Here is a 12,929-nt window from a genome sequence, read left to right as displayed (position 1 = left end):
ATTGTTTAAACCAGCGGACAGCCATCCTGATCCCAGACCGTCAGGTTGGTCAAATCCTCCACCCTGCTCTTGAAAACAAAGCTGCTCAACCAGGCAATAATGAACGTCAGCACGTTTCCGATCAGTGCCGCATAATAAAGATCAATAGAAAGGGACAGCGGACCGGGAACCACACCGCGACTGTCCAGCAGGATATAGGAGGTCACCAATGCGTTCACAAGCAAGGCTGTCCAGATCGCACGATAGTCACCTCGACGAGAAAATACACCCAGAAAGAAAATTCCCACCATGCCGCCGCCACAGACGCTGGAAAGAATCCACCCCAGATCATTCAGCGTTTTTGCATCAGCTTTATAAAACAGCCAGGCGCCGAGCAGCATCAGCAGAGAAACCACGGTCGATGCCAAGAATCCGACCTTCAAATAATGTTTATCGCTCTGCAGCTTAACCAGGTACGGTTTATAGATGTCATTCACCCAAACCATACTGGCCGCGTTGATACTGGAACTGAGCGAAGACATTGCCGCCGCCAGTGCCCCGGCAATCACCAGCCCCGACAACCCAACCGGCATGTAGTGCACCACAAAATACGGAACGATCTCTTCGGCCTTCCGCACCCCGGAAAGCATCTCGCTAACAGCCGGGTCCGGATTGAAATAGAAGTAAGCCCAGAGCATGGTTCCGGCGAACATGAAGCTTGCCCAGATCGGAACCGCGCTGAACGCCAGCACCAGAATCGCCTTGCGCGCCTCTTTGGGTGACTTAGCGGAACACCAGCGCTGAATACTGGTCTGGTCGAACTGACTGTTCATAAACTGAACCACACCCATGATCAAAAGCATCGCAAACGTTTTTTCGCCTAGAGAAAAACCGCCGCCGATCGGCTCAAGCTGACCGGTCACGGCGCTGATGTCCTTAACCAGCGATAGTTTGCCATGGTCCAATGCCGCCTGAATCAACGATGCGAACCCGCCGTCAGTTTTGAAAATAATCAGCCCAATCATAATGAAAGAACCTGAAATCAGCGTCAGCGTCTGCATTACATCCGTCCAGATCACCGCGTCGAAACCGCCGCTGACGGTGTAAAGCGCGGTCACGCCACCAGCGACAAGAAGACAGGTCACGAAGTCCATACCGGTCACCGTATGAATCAGCAGTGAAATCAAATAGAGGATCGTGCTCACGCGAATGATCTGGATCAGAAAGAAAATGCAGGCGGCATAACAGGACACAGAGCGCCCGAACCGCTGCGCCAGATATTCATAGGCCGACGAAATAGTTCCTCGCCGAAAAAACGGAAGCAGCACATACGCTCCGAACAGCGCAACCAGCGGAAAACTAAACGCAATCGTGAGGCGAATCAGAGAGGTCTTAAACGCATCGGCCGGATGGGAAAGAAACGTCACAGAACTCATGCAGGTTCCCACCAGACTCAACCCCAACGCCCAGCCGGGGAACGACCGACCACCCAGAAAATATTCCTCCGTACTGGTGTTCTTTCGGGAAAACCAGGCACCGATTCCCAGCGTCAGCGCGAAATAAACCACTAGTACTAAAATATCAATCCAACTCAGACTCATTGCCGCACTCTCATTCCAGCCATTCGTTAAAATTCAATCCCCGCCCTGTTCCAATACGGCAACAAATCCACCACGGCCCGATTGCCCATCGAATCATCAATCGCAAAACAGGTGATCGCTGCCAGAAACCCGTCCTCCAGATTGGAACCGGGCTCCGCCCCGTCGATCATGCAGTCGAGAAGTTCTTTGCCCAGCACATCGTCGCCACCACCATGACTGTCGGCCGTATTCGTATCAAACACCTCAAGGTCGGTATCGTACCCGATTCGCTGCACTTCGATTTCTCCACAGATGACATCCGCACGCAGCGCTCCTTCGGTTCCGCACAGATACATCCTGCGCTCGAGAATCGCCGCATTGCAGTTGGCATGGAACGTAGCGCGAACCCCGTTTTTATACTCCAGAATCACCACCTGATTATCGATGATACTTTTGTCGGCCGTAAACGGATTTTTCATTCTTCCGCCGACATGCGCCATATATGCCGGTTTCCCGTCCGGCGAATTTCCAATCCGCTCCATCTTCTTTTCGTTTTCCGAAACAAAAAAGTCGAGGCCGCCAAAGGATGCCACCCGCGCAACCGGAGCGCCGACAATCCAGTTCACGATGTCGATATCGTGCGAGCATTTTTCCAGCAGGTGCGTTCCCGCCTTGGCGCGGTCGCCGCGCCAGCCGCCCATAATGTAGCCGCCGTGATCAAACGAAATGGTTTCATTAAATTCAAAACTGACCAGATCTCCGATCACACCTGAAGAAACCAGCTCTTTGATTTTCCGGTAGTGCGGGGAATAACGCAGCGTAAACCCAATCACAAACTGCCGCCCGCTCTCTTTCCACGCATTGCGCATTGCCACGCAGTCTTCGAACGTCGTCGCCAGCGGCTTTTCGCAGAACACATGCTTCCCCGCTCTGAATGCGGCAACCGCCTGTTGCGCATGAAAACAGTTCCATGATCCGATCATTACCCACTCGATTTCGGGGTTTTCCAGAATTGCTTCATAGCGATCCACAAACTGCAGGTTCGGCGCCCATTCATCGCGAATGATGCTCCCGTATTCAGGGTTCGGATCGAACACCTGAACAATCTCCACCTTTTCAAACCCGGGATGCTGCGCCATGCAGCGCACCACTTCCTTGATTCGAAATCCGCACCCGATTAAACCGATTTTTATGGAGCCGGAAGATCCGCTCATCACCGAAACCTCTTTCTGTTGCTCCAAGGTTTGGAAACAGAACGGACCTTTGTCGTCTGTTTTTCCAACCCTTGGGGCTGATTATGAAATCACACTGCCACAAGATCTGCTGCTGTCTCGGCAACTTCCGTAGTGAAACCCCGAATTGCTTTGGCCAGTTCATCAATCCATTCCTGATCCGACTCGTCGACCGCCGCTCCGTTTAAGAAGGAAAGATTTCCGATATCGAGTCCGCAGGCGGTTTTCAGATACTGTTTGGCACTGGCCGGATAGGATTTGCTCAGTGCCCAGTTATACTCCCTGAAAAATTCCTGCAACCGATCCGTAAGTTCGGGCTTGCTTTTTCGACACTCAAACGCCTTCACATGAAGCGCCGCCCAGAGGTTGGTCTGCAGTCCGCTGAAACCACTGACTCCCAGTTTATACGCGTCCGCAATTGTGATTGCATCCGCGCTGAAAATTTTCAGCCCCGACAGCGCTCCGGCCCGGCACTTCCGCTCAATCTCCGATAGGTTTCCGGAGGTCTCTTTCAGAAACAGGAACTGCGGCTGCTGCGCCACATACTCGGTCAGAAGCGGCGTCATCATTCGGTGATAAGGCCATGGACACTCATACACCCCCATCGGAATACCGCCGGAAATTTCCAGATGACGGTCCATTTCTTCAACCCAGGCCTCATCCGATGTTTCTTCAGAAGCAACGTCACAGAAGGTCAGCACCGCCGCCGCCGCACCATCAGCCACAACCTGCCGCGCCATTTCCATGCGCTTTTCCCGTGTTTCGACGCCCATCACACCGCCAACCACCGGAACGCGTCCGTCTGCAATTTCAACAACCCGGCGCACCAGCGCCAGCTTGTTTGCATCGTTCATGTCAAGCGCTTCACTTGAAAGACAGGCAGAAAAAAGACCATGCACGCCCTGCGCAATGTACCACTCCGTCAGTTCTTCAAGACCCTTCCAGTCAATCTGATCCCGTTCTTTGAACGGAGTCAGCATGACCGGCCATATACCATTTGATATTGCTTTGTTTTTCATAATTGAACCTAGAGAACAGTAGCCTCTCCGCTTTGAAATTACAAGAAAATATTATTTTATTTTCAGTTATTTCATAACCGACGCGACCAACTCCTGCCTGATACCATTTAAAAGACTGAAAACACACAGCCTCAGTCCGACAACAACCTATTGAATAATAACCCCTCCACTGGTCGTACTCACCCCCACCTGATTGCCGGACAACGTGCTGCCCGTAACGGTGAGAACCGCATTCTTGTCTGCCCACACCCCAATATCATTATTTTCAATCAGCGAATTGGGGGAATAAAGCCAGGTCTTGCGCAGATACAGGCTGTCATAATCCTTCCCGTACAATCCGCAGCCCTGCCCGCTGACCGTCAGGCTGTACATCCGGCCGATACTTTCAATCAGTGCAAACCCGTACTGCGCATTCTGATCCGCAACCGAATATTCGAACGCTCCGGTGGAATCATACAGATAATACCCATGCAGTCCGTTTTCACGGGACTCACTCTCCGCCGCGGTGGAGTGCGACCGGTCGGTGGTCACATAACCGCTGTCCAGATTAAACAGCGCCTTGGTGCGGTTTCCGGAAAGCATGCTGTCACCATCTACGCAAAAGCCGTAATCCGCATTTGCAATTGCAGAAGCAATGGAAACGTACAGCATACTGTTACTATCCGCCACATATCCGCTCGCCCGGTTATGGACCGAACCGGAAGCTTTTGACTGAAAGGTTGAATCCTGTGTGCAATACACACCGCTCCGCCGGTTTGCACATGCAGTCATCAACGCCAGGCTCTGGGTTCTGTGCATAAAGTTTTCGACCACGGATCCGTTCGAAACATAAGCTCCGGACCCGGGAAATCCACAGACGGCAGATGCGCCGGAAATATTAATGGACCCGGTATCCATCACATGGATCCCGTCATATTCAACCCAACCGTTCGTATAGGCCGAGGCCAGCCGGTCCAGAATGGTCTGGCTGGAGAATACAGACGGAGGGTTCGCCGCGTAATCCGGCGGATTGGTTAAGCCGGTATAATCACCAATCAGGCAAACGCCGGAAAGATCTCCCAGCAATGTATTATCAACAACAATCCCGTCAGCTGCATAAAACTTGATCACACTCTTCAGCAGCTTTGCAGTCACATACCCGCCCGATATGCCGGAAATCTTCGATGCTTCAAGCCGTGAAGCCAGCCCCGCATCCCTTTGCAGAATCTTTATGGTGACAGTATGTGTCGTATCATTTTTAGCAATGACCTCCCACGCACCGCGGAAGAGCTCATGATCGGAACCGTCACTCGAATCACTGCTGATGATATTCAGGTAATCACCAACATCCACACGATCCTCATACGAGTCCACCAACTGCAGTTCGGCGGTGCAGTAATTTGAGTAGCGGGTGACATCCACCGTATCAAGGATACGGATATCCACATACTCTTTGGAAATCAGACGCTTCCCGTAAATTTTGATCTTTGAGGCGTCCGGATGGTCAATCACCAGCGTTTTGTAATAATGGTGAACCCCGTATGCCAACTCCACATTCAGCATCTTTCCGTTCGCCTGAATGCGGTAATCATCAATGAACTCAAAGAAATCATAGAGATTTTTGAAATTCACTCCGCCGGCAGGCAGCAATGGATTAATGGTGTAGTGCGCCTCATAAGGACCTTTATTGTCGTCCAGAAGCAGAATTTTTCTCCGGTTGTCCGAGCTCCACGTTTTTGCAGCGAACGGCATCGTGTGATAACTCCACGCCGTATAATCGCTGTTGCTGACCACCAGATCCGGCGAAGCAAAATCCCAGCTGTTCCCGCCATTGCTGTATGAGTTGTTTTCGCTGCCCAGAAACCATTTTGAAAACAAATCCCCGTCCACACCATTAACGGCATTGTTTTTCACCCAGGTGTAGGCCATTCGAATCTCTCCGCCATTCGCAGCATAAACTCCGGGCCCCAGATTATTCTTTGCCCAGTTTTTAGCCGTACCGGTTGTACTCATCAGCATCTCACTCAGCCCGGCGCGCGCACAAAATCCTCCTACTCCGTTCCCGCAACTAACACTGCTCTTCACATACACCCGCCCTTTATGTAACGCCAGAACGCCCTGCTCCCTGTTGCCGGCAGCGGCAGCAGACTCGATCTCCAGAACTGCATTCAGGTCCGCGAGATATCCATCGGTATTATTCGCACTGCCAATCGTTTCATCACACCGCATATATGCAGTTTGCGTCGGATAAAAACCCCGGCGTTCATTGGCGCAGCTGGCCGTCCGGTCCGCCGTCACACAGGATCCGCCGAGCGCACTGACCCCCTGCCCATCGAACTGGGAAATGCCTACATAGCGGTCGATCGAAACATTGCCGCCCAGTTCCGCCTGAACACCATGGAACACCGCACCCCATGCATTACCGAGAGCCCGGCTCGCATGATTTTCGAGAACCGTCGCGTAATCCTCACTGCTCAGCCCCGGATTGCTCACATACAGATTTGCCGGATCAATCACCGGACGACAATCCCCAACCAACGCCAGGTTCTGAATCGACCCCAGCTTCCTGCCCTCCGCGGTAATCCCCTCGCAGGCATAAAACTTCAGGACCGTATTCAGCACAATCGCCTGTCCGCCCGTAATATTCAGAAGCCCATTGCTTGCATTCACCGGAAACGGATACATCGGATATCTGTGCCTGATCTTCATCTGCGGCGGATCGGCAACCACTTCAGCAACCTCCCAGCTTCCCTGGAAAACCTCATATGCATCGTTCAAATCGCCAGTCAGCGCCCGGATCAACACATAATCTCCTGCAGAAACCTTCCCGACATCTGCCGAAGGAATTGAAATCGAAACCAGATAACAGTCCACGTCCGACGCCGGTCCGACACTGGCATTGCCATCCCGATCTTTCGCTGCGACAGAAAGAATCGCGCCGCTTCCCAGAGTGATCACATCCGCGCCGCCGCCGGAGTTTCCGGCGATGGTAATCCGATGCGCATCCTGGTGATTAACGCAGATCGGCTCCACATAATCATACCCGCCCGGATCGACAGCAATCGTTACATCCCCGGTGATTTTCTTATCCGACAGATAATCCAGCGCATCATGGATCGATTGATATGTTCGGGAAGCCCCCACATACAGCGTCCCGGAGCTCTGCTCGGCAATACCGCCCTGTAATGTGAACGAAAACGCCAGAAGGTGAGCATGCATTGCAAGCGTAACCAGAAACCCCCAAAACATCCGCCTCATAATCCCCTCCACTGCCCGGCCTGAAATTTCATGAAATCAATGATACAATTGCTGATATTACAAGCGCAAGCGTTTTCGTACCCAACTCAGATTTTCATTCAGAAATTACTCCGTCAGCTCCGGATGAATCACCACGGAAAACTGCCGCTTCTGGGTCGGATGGCGCATCCGCCAGACAATCTGTTCAACCGCCTGCTGCCCAATCAGTTCCGCCCCCATATCTATACTGACCGGCCGGGGATCCAGCCCGCTGAGATAGTTTTTCTCCCCGCCGCAGGAAATCACCACCGGAACCTTGCTCTTTTTGAAAATCCCGGCCCGGCAAAGCGCCGGATACGCAAATGCAGTGATGCGGTCCGATGGAAAAAAGATCGCATCCGCTTTCTTGATCAGATCGATCTCTTTTTCGATCACCGCGCTCACTGAATGTTCAATGGAATCTGCCTCCGAGCCCAGTAAAAGACTGCACTCCAAACCAAAACTTTCAGCCGCCTCAATAAATGTCCGATGACGACTCTCATACACTTTTGCGCCCAAAACCGAACTGACCGCCACCACAAATCTGCAGTTTTCGTTCCGGCAATACTCCGCGCCGAGCTGACCGATTTCACGATTTCCCGGAAGGACAAACGCATTACTGCCTTCCTGGTGCGACGTCATCCAAAGAAGAGGTATCCCCTCAAAAAAGTCGAGAAACTCCTGTTCAACTTCCCCAAAGAGAACAACCCCGTCGATCAGTCGTTTTTGAGCAACCGGAGGCATTTGGTTCAAAGATGTCGCCCCCATACTGACAACCGGTGAGAACCCTTTTTCTGAAAGCCCAAAACAAATCGGCTCCAACTGCCGAACAAACAGCTCTGTGGCGCTAAGATGGCCAGTCCCGACAACCAGAATCAAAACATTTCCATATTTCACCCCATCCGGCGCCACAGACGGCACCGACCGGGGAATCCGGGTTTTCGGAACAAACCCAAGCTCTTTAATCGCGGCTCGGATTCGCGTTACCTTGTCTTCCGACACCCCAGTCCGGTTATTCACCACACGCGAAACCGTTGCGACTGAAACGCCAGCTTTTTCTGCAACAACCTGAAGATTCATAGATCTCTCCTGAAAAAATAATCTTTTGGAAATGATAGCTGGTTTGAAATTACAAAAACGATTCTGAAATCAAAGTAATTTCCAGACATATCATGAATATCTAAATTCAATGGCAAATTTTATATATGCCGGACTCAGCTCAACAAAGATCTATGTCATAAGATCCACAAACTCGTCTTTCAACCTGCGCACTATACCGGCGTGCTCATTCCAAAGATTCGTCTGTTCAGATGGGTCATCTTTCAGGTTATAAAGCTGACCGGCATGTTCAGAGATTTCTCCGACCGGCTCGGTAAACCCTCCGGAGCCGGACCCGAGCACCAGTTTCCAATCACCTTTGCGCAGGGAGAACATGCCGAAGCCCGAATGATGAATCAGAGTTTCGCGCGTTACTGCCTGCTCACCTTTCAGAACCGGCAGCAGACTGATGCTGTCTTCCGCACAGGATGCGTCCTGTCCGACGATATCGCCGACGGTTGCAAAAAAGTCCGACAGGCAGGCCAGAGCACCTGTCGTTGTGTCCGGTTCCACGACACCCGGCCAGCGGACAAGAAACGGTTCGCGATGGCCGCCGTCCCATATATCTGCTTTCTGCCCGCGATAGATGCTGTTCGCTTTATGCCCATAGTCTTCACCATTGGCACAGACAACGCGCGCGCCGTTGTCTGAAGTCACAACGATCAACGTGTTTTCTGCCTGACCAGTACGATCCAGAGCCCCCAGCACCTGCCCGACCATCCAGTCGAATAAGACCACCATATCTCCGCGATCACCGGCATCGCTTTTGTCCTTCACAAATTCCGGACGGATATCGCAGGGACGATGCGGCGAGGCCGGAGTCATATAGAGAAAAAAGGGCTGTTCCGACCCCGCCTGTTCTTCAATATAAGCCGCTGCTTTTTTGGCAAAAGTCACATCGACTTCTTCGTCTTTAAAGCCCGGCATCTGCAACCCTCGACGCTGCTGATTGTAATAAACTTCCTTTTCACGATCGGGCAGCTCGACCATTTGGTCGTTTTCAATCAGCACATAAGGCGGCATATCGAGCGAGCCGGCAATGCCATAATAATAATCGAAACCGAGTTCGGTCGGGCCGCCGCTGATACCGCGTACGTAGTCAACATAAAACCCATCGACATCCAGCGCGTCACATTCCGGCACCTGCAGAGGAGCGCCCGTCTTATCATACCAGGTGAACCCCATGTGCCATTTCCCAATGGCGGCTGTTGTATAACCCGCTTTTTTACAAAGTGATCCCAGCGTTTCGCGTTCCGGCTCAATCAGCGGCGCGCCGAACCCGCCGATAACAAATTTTTTAAGGCGGGTGCGCCAGCAATAACGGCCGGTCATCACTGAGTAACGGCTCGGCGTGCAGACCGCCGATGACGAGTGTGCATCCGTAAAACGCATCCCTTCTTTCGCCAGCCGATCCATATTCGGGGTTGGAATTTTTTCGGCGCCGCAGCAGCCAAGGTCGCCGATTCCCATGTCATCGGCCATCATGAAAATGATGTTCGGCGTCTTCATTATGATTTCTTTTTCCGAAGCCAGATTTCTGAAACGCAGGTGCATCGACTGCGTTCCGGCACTTTGCGAAGACTGATCTGTACACGTCCGTCTGCGGTCACAGAACGAGGCACATCAAAGGTGAACTGCTCAACACGGTCCGGTGGAACGACCTTACCGACCTGTTCACCGTCGGCGTAAATGAAAAATTCGTTCGGACTGTTCAGCGCGAAGCTGACCCCGGTCGGATTCGGCCAGGTGACGGTCACAGTATACTGAGCATTCGGGTCCACCCCTTCATAGAAGAATCCCAAACCGTCCTGCGCCTCGAAAGAATAATTATACCAGCGCTGGGACGGACGGGTTTCCTGCGGCCACGATCCGGTTCCGTAATAGAGCTCGCCGCTGTCGAAGTCGTAATGCGGCTGCTGATCGATCGTTCCGCAGTTGTCATAAAACTCGCCGGGACCCACCTTGTCGTAGTTGAGAATCTGCATCAGGCGATCTGTCATCTCCGCAGCATCTGTTTCCTGCAGAAGCGGTTCGAGCTGCGCTTTCAGCCAGAATACACCCGCAGAGTCAATGCGCTCCATTTTGGTCAATGCAAAACAGCGAATCCCGATCGCTGCATCGACTTCGTCATCAGCCGCCCGCGCCTGCGCAGGAAGGTCGGATTCGAAGGACTGCGACAGCGCACTCACGGCGGACCGAATTTCCTCGGCCGGATCACCAGACCTCAGCACAGTGTTCAGGATCCGTCCAGCCTGCTCGACCTGCTGCCTCTGAAATTCCGAACGCTGCCAGACATAGGAATCGACCAGCGAGCGGACGACCATCTGCCCGTAACGCCAGTTTCCCGTGCGGTATTCCGGCGGCATGCATTCGCCCGCCTTCTGAACGAGTTCCCGGTAGCGGCGGATGTTTTCGCCGCAGGAACGGAACGGCTTTTCTCGAATCCGCTCCCCGATAAATACCGCACGGGCCAGCAGCCGACCGGCGTCCGGGCCGCAATGATATGTATAATATTCGGAGGCAATTTCTTCGGCCGAAAGATCGGGATTCCAGGAAAGGCGCAGCATCAGGAACTTGTTGAAGTCATCGAAGATTCCCTCCGAATAGCCGATAAATCCGTTACTGTAAGGCATGCGCTCGCGAAACACCTTTTCATAGTTTTTCGGACGCGCATTGTAGGTGCGGCGGGCATAGATCTCCGACATCAGCGGATCGACATAAGGTACCGCACTCCCCGCACGCTTCCAATGGGTGATGTCGGCAGACACCAAGATGTCCTGATCGGGCCGCAGGTAACTGAGACGGGATTTCAGGAAGGTGGTATTGGGGGAAATACCCGGATAGCGGTCCCAGCGGGGGTTTTTAAGAATGTAACCGTAGGTGGAGTTTTCACTTCCACCCGGGGAGTAGACATACCCGGTCAGCGGACATTCCTCATCCTCGCGCATCAGCCTGAAGAGCCGCTCGTTTTCCTCCATATTCATTTCCTGATTCGTGAAATACACCTTGGCGCCCGGCTTCCATTGATGAACAGATCGGGCAATATCACAGCACAGGTTATAAAAAACCGCAGCCCAGTCCTCACGGCACTTCTCACAATGGCACCCGCCGAGATCCGCGGACTTCAGGGTTACGAAGTCCAGGTTGCCGCACTCTTCGGCATACGCTTCCCAAACCTGAAGGATGGCGGCGCGGGCTTCCGGAACCGACGGACAGGCCAAGTGCGGGTCGAGCCTGCCGACCCGGCTCAGCGCATTCCAACCGGACTTCATATTGGCTTTACCGAGCCCATTGACCGACTGTGGATAATAACATGCCATTCCATAGCTTGTGCACAGCTGATCCATCTTCAGAGAAACGCCCTCGACCCCGGCGCTTTGAGTATACTTTTCCAGATTAACAGGGGGAACCCGTCCCCGACCGTAGGTATAAGCATTGACCCCAAGGAAAAGATATTCCTCCCAGTAAGCGATCCCCTCTTCTTCACTCCAGGCGCGCGCACCGGTCTTTTTTGCAGCGCCACTGTCCATGGAATGTTTGAATGAGCCGTTCATCGAACGAAGCGCAACGCGGGGAGCCGAAGCTTCGTTGAACTCAGGCCACCGAATCCATGGCCCCGCTTTCTCGGAAAGATAAAGCAATCGTCCCAGTCCATACAGAACGCCGCGCGCATCAGCACCGATCACCCGACCCTGATATCCGTCGCCGGCCGCGGCCAGCCCAACAGCATACCCCTCGGGACCGGGGGACAGCTCATCATCGGCAGCAATGGAAGCGCACAGAAGCAGTTCGTTCGCGACAGGCTGCTCCCCCCCGGAAAAAAAATCAACGGCAACCCGAACAGCCGGAGCCCGCAGCATCAGATGAGCCGCAAAACGTTCCGCATAAAAGCGGCACGGCTCCGGCAGATCCGGGGAGAGAAGAATCCGAACCGAGTTGATTCCCTGAGCCGGACCCAGCTTATCCATTCCACAGAGCGCATACTTAAAGCTGCTGAACAGCTCCGGATCGCTGAGAGCCGTATTGAAAATGCGCAACTCATCGACCTGCGAGCCCGCCCCGGGCCCGATCTCGAACAGGCCGTTTTTCTCAAACAGCAAAGCGGTTCCTTCAAAATCACGATCGGAATACAGCTTTCCATCAAGAAAGACCTGGATGATTTTTTTTTCTGCATCCGCCCGCAATGCAAACTCATGCCACCGCCCGTCATCGACACGCACATTCGGCTTAAAGAGAGTTTTCCCCTGATCCGCATTCAGCGTCGCAAAAATCTTACCGGCATTCCCGCCGTCATTGCCCCGGCGCAAAGCCACCGTCAGTCGATCCGATTGGAACAAAATCATGCTGTCACCGGCCCCCTCGCCATCTGGCGGAAGACGATCATGACGAAACAGAAGACTGAGACTCCAGTTTTTATCTGCAAACTGCTCCGCAATCAGGCCGCTGTTAAGAATGGCCCGGTCCTCCGGAAGCTCCAGACTCACGACTCCCTGCCGCGCCTTTTCCGGAAGCGTCTCGACTGAGGCTGCGCCCGTCCAGCTCAACTCGCTGGAACGATCCGTTCCGTCGAAACCCCACCGGGCCGAAACGTCTTCAGCGCAAAGAATCCCTGCTGCCATCAGCAGTCCCACAATCACTCCTGTATATCTCACTGCATCAGTCCTTTCTGAACACACACTCTGAACAACAAAAAAAGCACAGCAGGCCCCTGCTCGAAACGGAATACGTACCGAACGATTCAAATGTCGGCGACTGAAAACCCAAAG

At 53.1% G+C, this 12,929-nt stretch carries 7 protein-coding genes; all 7 read right to left on the bottom strand.

What is annotated here, in order from left to right; all coding sequences use genetic code 11:
• Positions 1-5 precede the first annotated feature (5 nt).
• Positions 6-1,580, bottom strand: a complete 1,575-nt coding sequence (locus GT409_RS08085; protein WP_160628595.1) for a sodium:solute symporter family transporter — start codon at positions 1,578-1,580, stop codon at positions 6-8.
• Positions 1,581-1,606: 26 nt separating this feature from the next.
• Positions 1,607-2,773, bottom strand: a complete 1,167-nt coding sequence (locus GT409_RS08080; RefSeq protein ID WP_160628594.1) for a Gfo/Idh/MocA family protein — start codon at positions 2,771-2,773, stop codon at positions 1,607-1,609.
• An 89-nt stretch (positions 2,774-2,862) separates the two neighbouring features.
• Positions 2,863-3,810, bottom strand: coding sequence for a dihydrodipicolinate synthase family protein (locus tag GT409_RS08075; RefSeq protein ID WP_160628593.1), 948 nt, complete (start codon positions 3,808-3,810; stop codon positions 2,863-2,865).
• Between the two features lie 147 nt (positions 3,811-3,957).
• Positions 3,958-7,047: a hypothetical protein gene (locus GT409_RS08070; protein WP_160628592.1), complete on the bottom strand. Its 3,090-nt coding sequence runs from the start codon at positions 7,045-7,047 to the stop codon at positions 3,958-3,960.
• A gap of 105 nt (positions 7,048-7,152) precedes the next feature.
• On the bottom strand, positions 7,153-8,145 hold the full coding sequence (locus GT409_RS08065) for a LacI family DNA-binding transcriptional regulator (protein ID WP_160628591.1): 993 nt from the start codon (positions 8,143-8,145) through the stop codon (positions 7,153-7,155).
• A gap of 150 nt (positions 8,146-8,295) precedes the next feature.
• Positions 8,296-9,672 (bottom strand): sulfatase family protein, encoded by a 1,377-nt coding sequence (locus GT409_RS08060; RefSeq protein WP_160628590.1) that lies wholly within the window; start codon positions 9,670-9,672, stop codon positions 8,296-8,298.
• On the bottom strand, positions 9,672-12,815 hold the full coding sequence (locus GT409_RS08055; RefSeq protein WP_160628589.1) for a LamG-like jellyroll fold domain-containing protein: 3,144 nt from the start codon (positions 12,813-12,815) through the stop codon (positions 9,672-9,674). Before GT409_RS08055 ends, GT409_RS08060 begins: the two co-directional genes overlap by 1 nt.
• Between the last annotated feature and the right edge of the window lie 114 nt (positions 12,816-12,929).

It is taken from the genome of Tichowtungia aerotolerans, from assembly GCF_009905215.1.
Classification (GTDB): domain Bacteria; phylum Verrucomicrobiota; class Kiritimatiellia; order Kiritimatiellales; family Tichowtungiaceae; genus Tichowtungia; species Tichowtungia aerotolerans.
The sequence above is the reverse complement of the archived record's forward strand: the minus strand, read 5'-3'. Positions and strand labels throughout refer to the sequence as shown.